A 16,824-nucleotide genomic window follows, 5' to 3' on the forward strand; every position below is an offset into this window, starting at 1 on the left:
GTGGTCGAGGCCGCACAGATCCGGCCGACCCACCCGAGGGGGAGATTCTCCATGCAGGAGCCTGTTGATTCGGTCGACACGTCCGACGAGCTCGACGCGTACGACACCTTTGAGATGTTCCGGGTCGTCTGCCCGGAGTGCGTGCAGCCCATCGCGCTGCTCGCGGACGAGGACGTGCTGCCGGAGCACGCGCTCTGCCCCACGCCGTGGAACCCCTTCGTCCTGACGGTCTGCCCGGGTACGGGCCTGTCGGCGTCCGCGGCCCGTCCGGCCGACGACACCCTGGAGGTCCAGGAGCAGGACACGGCACTGCTCCTGACGCTCCCCCAGGGTCTCGACTGGCGCACGCAGCCGTTCTCGCACGTCGGCGGTCCGGGCTCGCGCCCGATCCGGGTGCCTCAGATGCGGCGCGCGGCCTGAGCCTCCCCGCTCACCAGTAGCTTCCCCGCACCATCGCCGCGAGCGTGGCGTGATGCAGGATCAGGCCGTCGGGGTCCGCGGGTACCTCGACCTCGCCGAAGTGGGCCTGCCGGTACGCGATCCTCAGCATCACGATCGCGTGCCGCAGTGCCGCGTACAGGGTGTGGAACTCCATGGCGCGCGGGGTGTGTCCGGTCAGCTCGGCGTAGCGCCGCTCGATCGCGTCGCGGCGCAGGAGGTCCGGCAGTCCGGGCTGGCCGAAGCCCACGGTCAGGTCCTGGAAGAAGCGGTGGAGGTAGACCGTCCAGCCGAGGTCGACCTCGCGCGGGACGCAGGCCGCCATCTCCCAGTCGAGGACGGCGGCGGGGGTGAAGCCGTCGTAGACGATGTTCCCGATGCGCGCGTCGCCCCAGCCGAGGACGGCCGGCCCCTCGTCGGCGGGCCAGTGCGCCTCCAGCCAGTCGAAGGCCGACTCGATGAGCGGCGAGGGGGCGAGGCCCTCCACCACCCAGGCGTAGTAGGCGCGTTGGGCGTCGACATGGCGGCGCAGCGGGGTCCCGGCGGCGTCCGGCAGCAGGAACTCGGCCTCCTTCGCCGGGAACTGGTCGTGCAGCCGGGCGAGTACGGAGACGGACTCGGCCTCCAGGAGGGCGCGTTCGGCGTCGGTGGCGGCGTGGAGCCAGTTTCCCTCGTACGTGTAGGGCATGACGTCCGGCGGTACGCGCCCCTCGGCGCGGGTCATCACGAAGAACGGGGCGCCCAGCGGCCCCGGGTCCTCCTCCAGCCACAGCACGCGCGGCACGGGTACGTCGGTGTGCGCGCCGACCAGTTCCATGACCCGGTACTGCCGTGCCATGTCGTAGACGGGGAAGACGGTGTACGCGTCGGGGTCGGCGGCGAGCCGCAGGGCGCAGCCGCGGACCGGGGCGTCCGGGTGGTCGAGGTCGAAGAGCAGGGTCTCGCTGGACATGCCGTTGGAGCCGGGGACGGCGAGACCGGTGACGCGGGCCCCGGGCAGGTGCCGGTCCAGCCAGGCGGTGAGCCGTCTGCCCAGCTCCTCGGGGTCGCGGGTGCTGGTGCGGGGGCGGGGCGCGGTGGCCAAGGGGGCCTCCTCAGAGGGCCGTTGACGTGTGGTCGGCGGGCCTCCTCAGAGGGCCGTTGACGTGTGGTCGGCGAAGCCGCTGGGGTCGTGGCGGCCGAAGGAGCCGTGCTCGAAGATGCCGTAGCCGGTGTGGCCGTCGAGGGTGAAGCGGGCGGCGTGGTCGGTGACGCCGTAGGCCGCCATGGGGTGGGCGGCCGGGTCGGAGAGGTCGTAGACCCGTCGGTCGGTCCAGTTGCGGCCCTGCCAGGTACCGTGCTGCCAGTCGGTGGCGGGCGGGTAGCCGGCGCCGACGGCCAGCGGCGAGGAGGCGAGGATCTCGACCCCGACCTCCAGGGGCTTCCCGGTCGGGTCGGTGAGGTGGACGACGGCCCGTTCGGGGTGGCGGGTGCCCGTGCGGTACGTGATCTCGGTGCGCGGCCAGCCGAGTTGGCCGTCACGGTGGCCGTTCCGTACCAGCAGGGCCTCGTTGAGGGTGCGGTAGCCGTCCGCGTCCTCCTGGGCGATGACCATGAGGAAGCGGTCCTCGAAGCGCATCGGGATCCAGAGCCAGTGGAAGCCCTCGGGCCGGAACTCGGCGGCCCTGCCTGGCTCCTCGCCGGGGATGGGACGGACTCCCCAGCTGCGGTCGCGGGTGCCGGTCCACTCCCCCGGCGTGACGGTGAACTCCTCGCCACCGGCCGTGATCGTGCCCGCGCAGTGCCCGGCCTGGACGAAACGGCGGCCTTCGAGCGTGAGCCGGCCGCCGTGGCGCTGGGTGTGGTGGGGTTCCCAGACTGCGGGGAAGTCGCCGGTCCAGCTGAGGTCGTACGAGAGCCCCTCGGGGTCGTCGGGGTCGGCAGCGCAGCGCAGGGTGAGGCGCTTGAGGGGTTCGTCGACGGTGAGGGTGAACGGGCCGACGGAGAGGTTCATGCGGTCGTCGCCGAGCGCGTCGGAGGCCCGCACGGCGTGCAGGCGGTCGCCGACGTGGAGGGTGGCGTAGGCGTCGATGACGCCGGTGTTGGGGTAGACGCCGAGGCCGGCGATGAGCAGGGCGCGGCCGGTGTGGTCGAAGACGTGGAAGATGCACCGGTCGTAGGCGTTCCGGTCGCCGCTGACGTGGTGCTTCATGGAGAGCGGCGCCTGGTGCACGGGGTATTCGTCGAGGGCGACGGGCCGGTCGTCGTTCCGGTGCACGGACATGGCTGACCTCCTGGTCGGCGAGCGCTTCCACGCGGGAAGCTGACGGTACGTCAGTTCGGCGCCGAGGGGCCAGAGTCGTGCAGCGGGTACCGGGCGAACTGCCGCTCGAATCCGTTCGGGGGTGACCACGGCCGCCGAAGCGCGTTGGTCCAGGCATGACCACGCTGTACACCACCCCCAGCGGAGTCGGCCGGCACCGGCAGACGGAACCGCCCGTTGAAGAATCGGTTCACCACCTGACGCGGGCGGAGACGCAGGCCTCGTCGCGGCCTCAGTCCCCCGGGCAGACGGCACTGCCGGCGCAGATGCCGGTGTCGGAGTCGGTCCCGGTCCCGGTCGCGGTACCGGTATCGGTCGCGGCCCCACGGCTGGGGACCATGTCGGTGGCCACGCCTGCGCCGACGACGGTCTCAGCGCCCGTGCCCGTGCCCGTGGCGGTGCCGGCCCCCGTACCGAAGAGCGTCTCCGCTCCCGCACCTGTCCCCGCACCTGTCCCCGCACCGGCGACGGCCCACGGCCAGCCCCACCCGCAAGTCCACCCCCACCCCCATCCCAACCCCCACCTGCCCCAGGACCCACCCATCTACAAGGCCGTGCTGTCCCTCTGGGCGAGCCAGGGCCGTGCTCTGCCGGGCCACCGCGACCAGGAGTGGGCGAGGCTGGCGGCCGGACCGGTCTGGGCGGACCGGACGGTACGGGTCAGCGGGACTCTGGTCCGACCAGGTGACGGGCGATGACCACGCGCTGGATCTGATTGGTCCCCTCGACGATCTGCAGCATCTTGGCCTCGCGCAGATACCGCTCCACGGGGAAGTCCGCCGTGTAGCCGTACCCGCCGAGGACCTGCACCGCGTCCGTCGTGACCTGCATGGCGGCGTCCGTGCAGAAGAGTTTGGCCATCGCCGCGCACCAGCCGAACGCCCGCCCCTCGTCCCGGAGGCGCGCCGCCTCCAGGTACAGCGCCCTGCCCGCCTCGATCAGGGTCGCCATGTCCGCGAGGAGGAAGCGGAGCCCCTGGAAGTCGGCGATGGGCCGGCCGAACTGCCGCCGCTCCCTCGCGTAGGACACGGCCACGTCCAGGGCCGCCTGAGCGAGGCCCACCGCGCAGGCGGCGATGCCCAGGCGCCCCGAGTCGAGGGCGTCGAGCGCGATGGCGAAGCCCTGCCCCTCCGCGCCGAGGCGGCGCGCGTCGGAGACCCGTACCCCGTCGAAGTGGAGCTGCGCCGTCGGCGAGCCCTTCATCCCCATCTTCCGCTCGGGAGCGGCCGCGGTCAGTCCGGGCGCGTCGCCGGGGACGAGGAAGGCGGTGATGCCACGGGCGCCGGGGCCGCCGGTACGGGCCAGCACGGTGCAGAAGTCGGCGATACCGCCGTGGGTGATCCAGGCCTTGGTGCCGTCGATGACCCAGTCGCCGCCCCCGGTGTCCGCACCGTCCGCCGTCTGCCGGACGGCGCGGGTGCGCAGCGCCGCCGCGTCCGACCCGGCGGAGGGTTCGGAGAGGCAGTACGCGCCGAGGAGGCCGCCGCCGAGCATGGCGGGCAGGTGGGCGGCCCGCTGTTCCTCGGTCCCGTAGCGGGCGAGCGCGTGGCAGGAGAGACTGTGGACGCTCACCCCGAGGCCCACGGTGAGCCGGGCGGCGGCGAGTTCTTCCAGCACCTGGAGGTACACCTCGTAGGGCTGGCCGCCCCCGCCGTACTGGGGGTCGTACGGCAGTCCGAGCAGCCCGGAGCGCGAGAGCAGGGCGAACAGCTCACGGGGAAAGGTCCCGGCGGTCTCCTCCTCGGCGGCGCGGGGAGCGATCTCCCGCCGGGCGATGTCCCGCGTCAGGGCGAGCAGCTCACGAGCCTCGTCGGTGGGCAGCCGACGTTCCACGCCGTCGGCGGTGGTGTCATCCATGGCGGGACGCTCCTCCCTGCCGGGCGCGGACGTGCCGCGCGCGGGTCGCGGGGAGTATGCCCGTTCGGGTACGGGGCATCACGCGGGCGTCGAGCGGATCGCAGAAGGACGCCGCATGCGAGAAGCAGGCGGGACCCCCGATTGGAGCCTCGCACGGCCCTGCAAGCATCAAGAAGCTAATTAGCTTCCGCCCTCAGCAAGATCTGAATTTTTGACGGAAATTGCAGATCATCGACCATTACCGAACAGGCCACAGAGCCACGGAATCCCGTGAATTGCATGCGGGCGTATTCGTTCGGGTCGTGCAATACGAGCCACCCGGACGAACATGGGAGTGACGTCACGAAGAGGCTCGCAGGAAGCATCACAGGTGGAATCGACTTCCATACCTCGCATTCAACAGGACCATCGACACTGGCCTGAACGCCGAAGATGAGTGAACTGCCCTCTTGATACCAGCTGTTCGACGCCGGATCCCAGTCGCTGACGTCATCGTCACTTCCCGCATCTCGCAAGATCAGGCATCCGTGCTCGATTTTTGCCAGGAATGAAACCACAGGGCTATCAGCTACCATTCCTTCTCGCTCCTTCCTTGTGAAAGTTGTGAGACGACTCCACCCTGCCTCCTGGCGCAAGGCAGACAGTGAGGATACGCCGTCTGAGGAGACCCGGGACCGACGAGACTAGACGGCGGCTGGTGGTCCGGAATCCAGTCCCCGTCCTTGGTGCCAGGCGTTGTGGCACCACAAGTGTGGCAGCCATGCGCATTTCCTGAGTCATTGATCAGATCTCGAACACCGGCTGCCTCGATATCGCCATTCTCCAGGGCTACTCCCTCTCGGGCGTTCGGGCCGGCGCCCAGCGTCAGATCGCACTTCTGGCCTGGCGTTGCATTGTGAACCAGGACCGGCGTGGCCCCCGCCAGCACATAGTACGTGTGCAGGTCATCGACCGTGAGGTTGTGGACCCGCTTGTGCTGGGTCCACGCGCGCACGGCGCTCACCTGGGTGTAAGAGCCGTTGCCGGTCCGCAGCAGCATTCCGGGGACGATTTCCTTGGCGTACACCCACTTGCCGAGTTCGGGCGCCCAGAACGGGTGATTGTCCGTCGCGACGACCTTGCCCGAATTTCCGACGGGGTTGGTGACGGTGATCTCGACCAGGTTCTTCTGGCCCTCACCGGTGATGAGCGCGGTGACCGTGCGAGGGCCGGTTTCTCCGGTCACCGGGTCGGTGGCGGTGACCTTGTCGCCGACACGCACCTGCTCTATGGCCTTGTTGCTGCCGTCGGCCATCACGACCATGGTGTCCGGGGTGAAGCTGTTGCCGGTGCCACAGCCCCCTGCCCCGGTGTCGGCCGGTTTCGGTGCGGGAGGGCTGTCCGCCGCCTTCGGGACGGGTGCGGTGTCGGCCGCTTTGGCGGTCTTCGCCGCGTCGGCGGCGTTGTTGGCGGTCTTGGCGGCCTGTGCGGCGTCGAGTGCCTTGTTGCCGTACTTGGCGGCGTTCGCCGCGTAGCCCGCGCCCGGGATGGCCGAGGCGGCGGAGAGGCCGGCGTTGACGTAGTCGCCTTCCGCGGCGTACCAGCCCGCGTTGGCCAGGTCGCCGACCTCACCGACGACCGGGACCATGCCGACGACGTCGAGGGTGGTGTGGCCGATCGTCTTCCACGACGGCATCCTCGGCCACTTGCCGGTCGGGTCGGTGAGCTTGACCGGGTTGTTGTGGGTGTAGGTGTAGGCGGCGAGGTTGCGCGGCTCGGCGATGCCGCCCGCCATGTCCCCGTCGAGGTAGTCGGGCAGCGCCGGGTCGGTGCTCGCCCAGAGCTGTGTCCGTGGGTTGTAGTAGCGGGCTCCGTAGTAGTAGAGGCCGGTCTCCGCGTCGAGTTCCTTGCCGGTGAACTGGTAGGGCGTGTCCGCCTGTCCGGTCCGTTCCTCCACCCAGGTCTCCCCGTACGGGAAGTACTCCAGGTGCTCGATGACCCTGCCCTGCTTGTCGGTGACATAGCCGGAGGAGCCGATGTGGTCGGCGTGGAAGAACTGCTGGGCGTCCTCGGGACCGGTGGTCTCGACGGTTTTGGTCGTCACGCGGCTGTCGCCGACGAAGACGTGCTTGTAGCCGGTGGTGTCGCGTTCGCTGTAGTAGCGGTTCGGGTACAGCGAGAGCCCGTCCTCGCTCCGCTTGACGAGGCGGTCGCCCTTGTCGTCGTAGACGTAGGAGACGGTGGCGCCGGCGCAGCCGCTCGGGTCCTGCGTGAGGGTGCCGGTCGCCGTGTCCTGGTTGCAGACGAGGCGGTTCTCCTCGTCCCACACGTACTGCCGGCGCTTGTCGGCGACGGCGGTGTTGACCGTGCCTGTCAGGTTGCCGTTGGCGTCGTAGGCATGGCTGATCGGACCGACCTTGTTCGGGGCATGCGGCTTGGCGCCGTCGTAGGCGTACGTGTAGTCGTAGGTGGTCCGGTCCTGGACGTCGCCCGGGTTGGACGGGTCCTCGACCGGTTCGATCGGCCCGGCCCCGCCGCCTCCGACCGGGAAGGCCGGGGTGCCGCCGGTGACCTCGTGGGTCTGCGACTTGCTCGTGGTGTTGTGGATCGAGTCGTAGCCCAGGCTCAGTGTGTACTTGTTGACCGCGTTGTTCTTGTCCGTGTACTGGCCGGACGCGGAGGTGAGCCGGTACTGGTCGTCGTATCCGTAGGTCTGGCTGCTCGGACCGCCGATGTCGCCGCCCTGCGGCGCGCTGTTCACCAGCGAGGTGATGTTGCCGATCTTGTCGTACGTGTAGCCCAGGTTCTGGAACGCGGTCCCGCCCGGCGCCACGGACTTCAGTGCTCCGAGTCGGCGGTCCTCGGCGTCGTAGGCATAGGTGGTACGCACCCCGTTGCCGGTCTGCTGGAGGATCTTCTGCCCGAACTTGTCGTAGTCGATCCGGTCCAGGTACGTGTAGCCGGTGCCGTTCTTGGATCCGGTGGCCCGGCCGACCTGGCCACCCGAGTCGTAGTCGTAGGTCAGGACCTCGCCGTCGGGATAGGTCATCTGCAGCACACGGTTGAAGGCGTCGTAGCGCCAGGCGGTGGTGTAGGTGCGCGGGGCGTCGCGGACCGCGGTGATCGTGCGGGTCTCCTGGATCACCTCGCCCAGCGCCCCGTAGGTGCGCTTCACCGTTCCCGCCGCGTCGTGGACCTCGGTGACGCGCGAGGCCGCGTTGTCCGGTGCGCCGGGGGCTCCGTACTCGTAGGAGACGTTGTTGCCCGGGAACGTCGGGTAGCGGATGGCCTTCAGCCGCGAGTACTCGTAGTCGTACTCGACGGCCTTGTCCGCTGCCCGCAGGTTCGCGGTGATCTTCGACGTGACGTTCCCGGCGAGGTCGTAGCGGGTCTCGGAGCGCCCGGCGTCCGGGCTGTCGAACGAAGTGCGGCGTCCCAGCGCGTCGTAGCCGGCGCGCGTGACGTTGTTCTTGTCGTCGGTGATCGTCGTGACCTGGCCGGTGGGGTCGTACGCGTAGCTGGTCCAGATCTCCGAGGAGCCGTCGAACTCCTTCACCGAGGTGACGGCACCTCGAAGGTCGGTGTAGGTGCGGCGCTCCTTGCCGTTGCCGTCGGTCACCGTCCGCTCGAAGCGGGTCGTGCCCGCCCGGTCCTTGCCGAAGCCGTATCCGGTGCTGGTGGTGACGCCGTCCGGCTGGACGGTCCTGACCGACCGGTCCAGGACGTCGAAGGTTTCCTTCGTGGGTGCCACGGAGTCGAAGGAGAGGTTGAACGCGGTGTTCGCGGCTCCCTTGTCCTCGGTCACCGGGTAGTACTTCTCCACGGCGCGGCCGAGGGAGTCGAACTTCAGCCGGCCGGAGACCGTCATCACCTGGGTGGGCGTGGCCCCCGGCGAGGCGGACACCGAGGCGTCCTTCTTGGTCTGCAGGACACGCTTGAGGCCGTCGCTGAAGGTGACGGTGTCGATGGTGTCGTCGCGTACGCCCGAGGAGGCACGGTCGAGGTGTTTGGTCGTGGCGTACGGGACGGTCGCCTCGGGGTGATAGCCGAAGGTGATCGTGGCCCGGTCGCCGTCCTTCTCGTAGGGCCCGGTCACCGTGTCGAGTCGGCCGACGCTGTCGTAGGACATCCGGAGCGGCTGGCCGTTGTGGTCGGTGTTCCTCTCGGGCTGCCCGTACTTGAGGTTGTACGCCGTGGACGAGCGGTAGCCGAAGCTGTCCTCGACGGACTCGACGTGTACGCCGACGGTGGTGTCGTAGCCGTACTCCAGCTTGTAGCGCTGCCCCTTCGCGTTCGCCGGACCGGTCACCGATTTCAGGTTCCCGTCCAGGTGGTACGTCAGGTCGGAGACGGCCGGGGTGTCGTCGTCGAGGTACTCGCGTGTCTGGCGCACTACGCCGGTCACGCAGTCGACGGTGGATTCGCGGTGGCGCAGGAGTGCGCCGGTGGCCGCGGCCTTCTGCCGGATCACGTGGGCGATGCCGACGAGGTACCGGTCGCGGCACTGCGTGTCGGAGCCGCTGTAGGCGAAGACGGTCTCCAGGTCGTCCGCGGTGCCCTCGTCACCCGCGTCGAAGGTGCGGATGACGTTGCCGTACTCGTCGTAGGAAAGGTCGGTGAATGTGGACTTCTCCGCGGCGGCCGCGCCTTCGTAGTGCTTTTCCTCGATACGGGTGAGCTGAGGGAAGACGGTGGCGGTCCGGCTCTTCGGGTCGGCCTCCTGGCCCGTGGAGGTGTCGAGCAGCCGGTAGGTGTTGAGTGTCTCGCGGTACGGGTGGCCGGCGCCGTCCTCGGTCAGCGTGCGGGTGAGCAGGCCGCGGCTCACGTATCCGTCGGTGCGGTACTCGTCGGTCAGCGTGCGGCGAACGGGGTCGTCCGTGCCGGTGCCGCGGTCCTCGGTGACCACGCGGCCGAAGCCGAGGAACTCTCGCTCCAGCCGGTCGTAGCGGCCCTGTTCGTAGCGGAAGGTGGTCAGACGCGTGTCGGCACCATCACCCGCGAGCCCGTCGAACACCGAGGTGCGGGACAGCACCCAGCGGCTCTCCTGCATGTCAGCGGTGTTGCCCGATCGGGTGTAGTCCAGGTCGATACGGGCGCCCATCGGCCGGCTGACCGAGCGGAGCAGGTTGGTGCGACCGGTCTTGTTGACCGCGACCAGGAGTTCGTTGTCCCGGGTGGACTTGACGTGGTCGGCCAGGCCGTCGCCGTTCACGTCCCGCAGGCTGGTTTCGGCCCGGCTGATGCCGGTGGACGCGTTGACGCCGGGGTTGAAGACGAAGACGCCGACGGGAGTGGGCAGGCCGACGGTGAAGTAGACGCCCGCGCCGAGACTGGCGTTCTTGTCGACGGCGATCTCGGGGAAGCTGCCGCGGAAAGGGGCGGGCGCGGTGAAGCCGGTGCCGGTGTTGACCGCGACCTTGATCGGGTTGGCCCCGTCGGTGAAGACCCGGTCGGTGAGGCCGTCGCCGTTGACGTCCGTCATGCTCGCGTTGGTGAACGAGGTTCCCAGCTCGGCGGAGACACCGCCCGCGAAGCCGTAGCGGTCGACGTTGAACCCGAGGTTGACGCCGACGTTGCGGCTGGACGCGTCGTTGATCGGTCCGGCCGACCAGGGTTCGCGGGCGGCGAAGGAGTAGCCGAGGTTCAACTGGACGTCGCCGTTGCCGAACACCTTGTCCGGCAGCCCGTCCCCGTTGATGTCGATCAGGTCGAGACGGACGTCGGACTCGCCGCCGCCGAGGCTGCCGCCGATGCCCAGCGACGGTTGGACCGCGCCGGTGGTGGCGGTGTTGGCGCTGGTGCCCGCGTCGGGCGCGGCCATGCCCAGTGCGCTGGCGATGGTGGCGGTCTCGCTGCCCGCGGAGAGCGACACGTTGCCGGAGACGTTGTCCGCCTCGCGGACGTTGCCGCCGAGGGTGCCGCGCGTGGCGCCGAGCGCGCCGGTCATGTCGGAGAACTGGATCTCCTTGGCGCCCACGACGTCGGGATAGCCGTCGCCGTTGAGGTCGAGGTAGTCGACCGAACCCGCGGTGATCCCGCCGACCACGGTGCCGCCGAACGGGCCCGCCGCGAGGGTGGCCGACACCTGGCCGGTGACACCGCGGCGCATCACCGCCCGGTCACCCGCCACGTCGGCGTCGGTGACGATGTCGATGGTGTCCGCGCCGAGGCGGGAACTGGTCGCCATCGCGGCGGTGACCCAGGAGGACTCGTCCTGAGCGGCCCAGCCGCCCTTGGCGGGTACGGGGGCGAACACCGCGAGCCGCGGCATGGTGAGCCGGGGATTCGCGGCGAAGGGCGCGACGTCCGCTTCCTTGGGCTCCTTGGGAAGCGCGTCCTTGAAGCTCTGGTCCAGCGTGAGTTCGGCCTGCTTGAGCGGTTGGGTGGCGCGGTCGCGGTTGCCCTGGTAGCCGATCACACCCCAGCCGCGGTAGGGCTGGGCGAAGGCGCCCTGCCCGACGGAGCCGTGCATGGCGCTGGGCGCCGGGGTGAAGGCCGGCCAGCTGGAGGTCACGTCGTAGGTGACCGACGCGGACTGCCCGGTGAGCATGGCGAGCAGTCCGGTCTCCGTCGTGGAGTAGTCGATGTAGAGCTCGTCGCCGGCGGTGACCGGCACGGTCAGGTCCAGGTTCGGGCCGCCGAAGAAGGTGTCCTTGGCCTGGAAGATCCGTTTGCCGAGCAGCTGCCCGCCGCGCTTCTTCACCGTGAACGCGATCTTGGCGTCACCGAGGAGCCCGAAGTTGAGGGAGATCTTCGGCCGCACCTTCAACTGGCCGGTCGTGGTGGCCTTGTAGGACTGCTGCGGCGCGGTGAGGGTGTCCGCCGGGTACATGGTCATGTCGTACGGCGGGGTGATCACCATCGTGGGATCGCCGGCGGCGTCGACGACCGACTCGACCCCCTGGGCGGCCGTGTAGTGCGCCTTCGGCGCCCAGCTCACCGCCGAGGCGTCGATCGGGGAGTCGGTCTTCAGCTTCCACGACATCTTCTCGAACGTGCTGACCGGAATGCTCACGTCGATCGCGGTGGTGCCGGTCGACCCGGCGGGCAGGACCTTGCGGAACACCTCCGTGCCGGGGTGGACGCCGTTGCCCTTCTCGATCACGACGGTCACGTCGTCCGAGGTCGCCTTGGACTTGACCACGTCACCGGTCAGCCGCAACGTGCCGTTCACCGGCACGGTCACCAAGGACGGCCTGCCACCGAAGCTGAAGTCGGCCGACGCGCGGAAGACGGTGTCCGCCAGCCCGTTCGCGTCCGTGCCGGCCGGCAGGTTGGTGTAGGTGATCGCCGGGTCCCACGCCACGGTGTCGTACTTGCCGTCCAGAACGGACTGGGTGCGGAAGTAGAGTGCGTCGCCCTTCTTCACCGGAATCGACGCCACATTGCCCGGAGTGAACTCGGTGTGGTCATCGGGGCCGATCCGCTGCGCCCAGAGTTCGGCGTCCTTGTGCTGGATGGTGACCCGCACGCCGTCGGCCTTGGTGTAGGCAGCCCGCGCCGGGGAGGGATCCTGGGTCAGCTGGACGCGGCCGTCCACGCGGACGTTGCCGTCGAACGGCGCGACCCAGCGGCGCACCGTGTCCAGCAGTGGCGAGTTGTCCACCTGCTGGTTGAACTGCGCGGTCTGATCGCCGACGATCTCGCCGGTCACCGCGCCGCCCCCGATCGGCACCGGGGTGCGGGTGGAGTCCGCGCTGTAGGCGGGTTGCCCCTTCGCGTCCAGGTAACCGAACAGCACGCCGCCGTTGTTCACCAGGTCGGCTATGCCGTCGCCGTTGACGTCGCTGAAGAACCGGTCCGAGGTGGTCGTGGTGCCCACGAAGTCCAGCTGGGCCGAGGTGGTGAGGACGTACGACTCGACGCCGATGGTGCCGGACAGCGTGCGCTCGGTCGAGATTCCCGGAAGATCGGTGAGCTTGATCGGCGTGTCGCCGAACTTCGGCTCACCCCCTGGTCTGGCCAGATTGGGCCGGTAGAACACGTCGTTGTTCTTGCGGAACACCTTGTCCGGCAGGTTGTCGCCGTTCACATCGGTCAGTGTCGACAGGCCGTCGGACTGGCCCGCGCTGAACCCGACCTTCAACCCGACGGCACCCTCCTTGGTCGTCAGCCCCTGCAGGTTGTAGCCCGCGAACAGGTGCGCGCCGAAGCCGGCCGACGTGTTCGCCGAGATCGCGCTGGCCTCGCCTTCGCGGATGTTCACCCCCAGGTCGTCATCCGGCACCGCCCAACCCGCGGCGGTGGCGAAGGCGTTGTAGTCGCCCGACTGGTCGCGCACATCGTCGAAGTAGTCGAACGTGTGGGTGTTGAACAGCTGGTTGTTCTCGCCGAACTGCGACACCGAGGTGAGCAGCGTCTTGGCGAACGCGCCGGTCCGGTAGTTCAGCTCGTAGGCTCGGATCAGCTGGTCGTCCAGTTTGACCTCGACGCGCCGCAGCAGGTCGGCGGTGACCTTCTTGAACCCGTACTTGGCGTCGATCCGCACGTCCGACCGGCGGGGCTCGCCGCGCTCACGGTCCCGGATGAACGTCACCGAGTACCTGCCGTCGGTGTCGCCGCGGCCGGTGTAGGTGATCTTCTGCGGGTACAGGTCGCTGCCCGGCACCGCGGAGCCCGCCGTGCCGCCGTCAGCCACCTTGGCGTACCGGAAGCGCAGGACGTTGTCGTTGCCGTCGCGGACCTCCCGCGCCGCCCAGGTGGCGACGCGACCCTTGCCGTCGGCCAGCGTGCTGTCGGCCGTGCCGCCGAAGAGCGTGCGGACACCCTGCTTGTCGGTGACCTCCCACCAGTAGTTCGTGGGGCTGTCGCCGTGGCGCACGATCCGGTCGAACCGGCCGCCCTCCACCCGGGAGTGGAACACCTTCTCCGCAGTGCGCGCCTGCAACGCGCTCCGGTGCGCCACCGGGGTCAACTGCTCACCGTTGAGCTGGTAGGTCTCGGTCTCCAGTCCGGCGTCGTAGCGCGGCACACCCCACCGTGTGTCGACCGTGACCATCGGGGTGGCGAGGTCCCACCCGACGCCGAGCCACCCGTTCGTCCCCGACGAGTTGTAGGTGACGGCCAGATTCGGCTCCAGGCCCGCGCGGCCCTTGGGCACCTCCAGCGGGTACGACAGTCGCGCGTCACCGCTGCTGTTCGCCGAGGGCGCCTCGACCAGGTTCACCCCGGAGCCGGGGTCGGCCGCCTTGATGTCCTTGATCTGGTTCGGGTTGAACGACGTGCCCTCCGGCCCCTCCGGCCCGGTGACCGCCGACCCGGCGTCCGGCACCGTCGCGGCGGCGCTGCGCAGCAGCCCGGGCGAGGTCAGCCCGGACATGGTGAGCACCATGGCCAGGATGATGGTCACGCCCGTCCGGCCGCGGACCACGCGCTGGACAGTCATCAAAGAGCCCCCGTACCGCCGGACGTCCCCGGAGCACGAGTCGTCCAACGACCCCCGGCCCCCTGCGTTACCGACGGTAGCTCGCGAGCCGGGTCGTTCGTACAGGCTTTCTGGACAAGCCCCTCCCGTGCGGTCACGATCCGGCAACGGGAGTTCTGACTGGCGTGAGGGGGCGACCGTCCAGGCCGTTCCCGCCCCTTGATCACGGTGCCGGCCGGTTCGGTTACTTGGGCCGGATCACGGCGGCCCGGCCGAATGGTGTGCCCGTTCACGAGGCGTTCCGCCGGCTCGGACATCGTTCGGCCAAGGTCACGGTGGACCGGGACGGCCGCCTCGCGCAGGACGGGCAGGATCGCTGCCGTCAGGTCGTCGAGACGGCCGTGGGGCCGTACATGCTCACACCAGACCGAGCGACCGCAGCACCCGGTGCTGACCCGGGGTCGGTTCCATGGGCCAGTAGAGGTAGCAGACCCCGCCCGTACCGCCCCTGACCTTGCCGTTCGCGTCGTAGCGCTTCGTGCGGAGCCAGATGTTCTCCCACTCGCGTCTGCGGTAGACGTGGCGGACGGCCTCGTTGTTCGGGGAGGCGGGGTCGTTGGCGATGACGTCGCCTTCCGGGGTGAAGCCGATGACGGTCATCAGGTGGCCCGAGGTGCCGTATCCGGCGCCGGTCAGTTCGCCCTTCAGGAACGACTGGGACGTTATGGCCGGGATTCCGGCGCCGATCAGGGTCTCCAGTTCGGTCAGCGAGCGCAGCCGGGTGACCACGGCGTTCATGCCGGGGTACGTGGCGGCGTAGGCGGCGTTGAAGGGCCAGTTGCCGCAGCCCTCGTACTGGTGGTCGTAGGTGAAGCGGGCCGCGTGGCAGACCTGGGGGTCCGCGAAGTCCGGGTTCACCCAGGACAGCGCCTCGGCCGAGGGCCTCCGCCCCCAGTACTCGACGATCATCTGGGAGGAGGTCGGGCTGCACCAGGCCTCGCCGCCGTTGTCGTACTCCGGGTACTGGCCGACGTGGGTGTTCTGCGAGTAGCGGGGGACGGTCAGTTCACGGGCGACGTCCGGCGCGGAGGCCGGGACCGTGAAGCGGTCCGGGATGTCCGAGGCCATCGCGCCGAGCCGCCACACCGTGGGCGTGAGGCCGCTCCCCGGCGTGCGGTACAGGGTGAGGCGCAGCCGGTACGAGGTCAGCCGCAGCCCGCTCGCCGCGTCGTCGATCGCGAAGGTGTCCGTCCACACCGTGCTCCGGCCGTCGGTCTGGTCGTCGACCGAGGTGCGCCGGATGTCGGCGTCACCGGCGGCCCAGCGGCCCATGACGTACCAGGGGGTCGCCGCGCCGTCGCCGTAACCGCCGGACAGTTCGACCTGGAGCCAGGTGCCGGGCGGGGTGTGGGCGTTCCAGGAGGCGATCACCTCGGTCGCGGGCACGGCCGGGGTGTGCGTCGGCGAGGTCCAGCTCGCGTACTCCCAGGTACTGGTACGGCCGGTGTGCGGGTCCGTGTAGTCGGTACGGCCGGCGGCGGTGGCGATCTCCAGGCCGGGGCGGCGGCCCGCGACCGCCTTCGTCCCGGCCGCACTGCCGCACCGCCAGTCCGTGTAGGAGGACCAGAACCGGTTGTCGACGAGCCCGGGGGCGGTGGGCGCGTGGCCCCGTCCGTCTCCGTCGTCCGCTGCGGCGGCGGGCGCGGGCGCAGGGGGGCAGTCGGCGGCGCACGCGGCGGCCGGGGCCGCGGTGGCGGGCGCCGCGGCGGCCGCCGTTCCCGCGGCGGCGGCGAGGGCGGCGGTGAGGACGGTTCTGCGCGGGGTGGAGCTGGTCATGGACGTGACCCCCAGTCGAGAACGGTGGGCGTGCGGGCGGGCTCCAGGGACCTGCGGGCGGACCCGCTGGCGTACGGGCCCTGGTACGCGGACCCATGACGTACGGGCCCTGGTACGCGGACCCTGACGTACGGGCCCTGGTACGCGGCCCCGCCCCCGTACCGCCAGGGCCGCGCGCCCACTATCGCCGGTCCCTCCGGCCCTCCGCCAGCACTTCGCCTCGCGTCGCCGCACCAATATTGGTCTCGACCACTGGCGCCGGTACCTCGTTGACCTGCGGCGGTCCCCCGTTCCCCTACCCTGGGGCCATGAACGACCTCGACCGCGCCGCGCACGCGCTGCTCCGGCTGCCGCCCTCCTGCGGACCGGTCCGGCTGGTCGCGGTCGACGGCCACGCGGGCTCCGGCAAGTCCACCCTCGCGGCCCGCCTCTCGGCCGCACTCGGCGACGCCCCCGTGCTGCACCTCGACGACCTCGCCACGCACGAGGAGCTGTTCGCGTGGACCGGCCGGCTGCGCGAACAGGTCCTGGAGCCGCTCGCGAGCGGCGCGGACGCCTCCTACCGCCCGTACGACTGGCGGCTCCGGCGCTTCGGAGAGCCGAGGGCGCTGCCGTCGGCCCCCGTGGTGCTCGTCGAGGGCGTCGGGGCGGGCCGGCGGGAGGTGCGGCCGTTCCTGTCGTGGCTGCTGTGGATGGAGCGAGGGCCGGAGGAGTCGTGGGCGCGGGGCCGGCACCGGGACGGGCCGGAGCAGGCCGCGTTCTGGGACGGATGGACCGTGGCGGAGACTCGCCATTTCGCCGAGGACCCCTCGCGAGCCTTCGCGGACACCCTGGTACGCGAGTGTCAGAAGGGTTACGACTGCCTTCCCGGGCCCGCTGTGACAGCGGTCGCGGACCAGATAATCACACACCGTGACGACTTCATGTCCGTGAACTGAGGGGCCCCTCATCCGCTTCCGCAAGTGCCTCAACTCCGCTTGACCCAAGGGCCGTACAGGTCTTACGTTCTGATTGTGCGGCTTTTCGGAGTCGCCGCAGACGCGAAGCC

At 70.1% G+C, this 16,824-nt stretch carries 8 protein-coding genes; 2 read left to right on the forward strand and 6 right to left on the reverse strand.

Features of this window, described 5'->3' with window-relative positions:
* The first annotated feature begins 51 nt into the window (after nucleotides 1–51).
* On the forward strand, nucleotides 52–420 hold the full coding sequence (locus V4Y03_RS04660) for a hypothetical protein (protein ID WP_317875389.1): 369 nt from the start codon (nucleotides 52–54) through the stop codon (nucleotides 418–420).
* Nucleotides 421–430: 10 nt separating this feature from the next.
* Here the strand turns inward: V4Y03_RS04660 and V4Y03_RS04665 are convergent, their stop codons facing one another.
* From V4Y03_RS04665 to V4Y03_RS04690, 6 genes are all read right to left on the reverse strand, one after another.
* The gene (locus tag V4Y03_RS04665; protein ID WP_332434097.1) at nucleotides 431–1,522 is read right to left on the reverse strand and encodes a phosphotransferase family protein; all 1,092 of its coding nucleotides are present in this window, start codon (nucleotides 1,520–1,522) and stop codon (nucleotides 431–433) included.
* 45 nt (nucleotides 1,523–1,567) lie between these two features.
* The gene (locus V4Y03_RS04670; protein WP_332434098.1) at nucleotides 1,568–2,701 is read right to left on the reverse strand and encodes a hypothetical protein; all 1,134 of its coding nucleotides are present in this window, start codon (nucleotides 2,699–2,701) and stop codon (nucleotides 1,568–1,570) included.
* A 699-nt stretch (nucleotides 2,702–3,400) separates the two neighbouring features.
* Nucleotides 3,401–4,597: an acyl-CoA dehydrogenase family protein gene (locus V4Y03_RS04675; protein ID WP_332434099.1), complete on the reverse strand. Its 1,197-nt coding sequence runs from the start codon at nucleotides 4,595–4,597 to the stop codon at nucleotides 3,401–3,403.
* A 176-nt stretch (nucleotides 4,598–4,773) separates the two neighbouring features.
* On the reverse strand, nucleotides 4,774–5,172 hold the full coding sequence (locus tag V4Y03_RS04680; RefSeq protein ID WP_332434101.1) for a hypothetical protein: 399 nt from the start codon (nucleotides 5,170–5,172) through the stop codon (nucleotides 4,774–4,776).
* Complete coding sequence (locus tag V4Y03_RS04685; RefSeq protein WP_332434102.1) at nucleotides 5,166–13,961, reverse strand: polymorphic toxin-type HINT domain-containing protein; 8,796 nt, start codon at nucleotides 13,959–13,961, stop codon at nucleotides 5,166–5,168. The genes V4Y03_RS04680 and V4Y03_RS04685 overlap by 7 nt, the downstream gene beginning before the upstream one ends.
* A gap of 396 nt (nucleotides 13,962–14,357) precedes the next feature.
* Nucleotides 14,358–15,776: a peptidase C39 family protein gene (locus V4Y03_RS04690; protein ID WP_332434104.1), complete on the reverse strand. Its 1,419-nt coding sequence runs from the start codon at nucleotides 15,774–15,776 to the stop codon at nucleotides 14,358–14,360.
* A gap of 308 nt (nucleotides 15,777–16,084) precedes the next feature.
* On the opposite strand from V4Y03_RS04690, the gene V4Y03_RS04695 reads away from it, so the two are divergent.
* Nucleotides 16,085–16,714: a uridine kinase family protein gene (locus tag V4Y03_RS04695; protein ID WP_332434105.1), complete on the forward strand. Its 630-nt coding sequence runs from the start codon at nucleotides 16,085–16,087 to the stop codon at nucleotides 16,712–16,714.
* Nucleotides 16,715–16,824: the final 110 nt, after the last annotated feature.

The organism is Streptomyces sp. P9-A4, from assembly GCF_036634195.1.
Lineage (GTDB): Bacteria > Actinomycetota > Actinomycetes > Streptomycetales > Streptomycetaceae > Streptomyces.

What these genes read in the sequence shown, in the direction of transcription:
- V4Y03_RS04660 (WP_317875389.1), top strand. Translation starts at nt 52, where the DNA reads ATGCAGGAGCCTGTTGATTCGGTCGACACGTCCGACGAGCTCGACGCG.
- V4Y03_RS04670 (WP_332434098.1), bottom strand. Translation starts at nt 2,701, where the DNA reads ATGTCCGTGCACCGGAACGACGACCGGCCCGTCGCCCTCGACGAATAC.
- V4Y03_RS04675 (WP_332434099.1), bottom strand. Translation starts at nt 4,597, where the DNA reads ATGGATGACACCACCGCCGACGGCGTGGAACGTCGGCTGCCCACCGAC.
- V4Y03_RS04680 (WP_332434101.1), bottom strand. Translation starts at nt 5,172, where the DNA reads ATGGTAGCTGATAGCCCTGTGGTTTCATTCCTGGCAAAAATCGAGCAC.
- V4Y03_RS04685 (WP_332434102.1), bottom strand. Translation starts at nt 13,961, where the DNA reads ATGACTGTCCAGCGCGTGGTCCGCGGCCGGACGGGCGTGACCATCATC.
- V4Y03_RS04690 (WP_332434104.1), bottom strand. Translation starts at nt 15,776, where the DNA reads ATGACCAGCTCCACCCCGCGCAGAACCGTCCTCACCGCCGCCCTCGCC.
- V4Y03_RS04695 (WP_332434105.1), top strand. Translation starts at nt 16,085, where the DNA reads ATGAACGACCTCGACCGCGCCGCGCACGCGCTGCTCCGGCTGCCGCCC.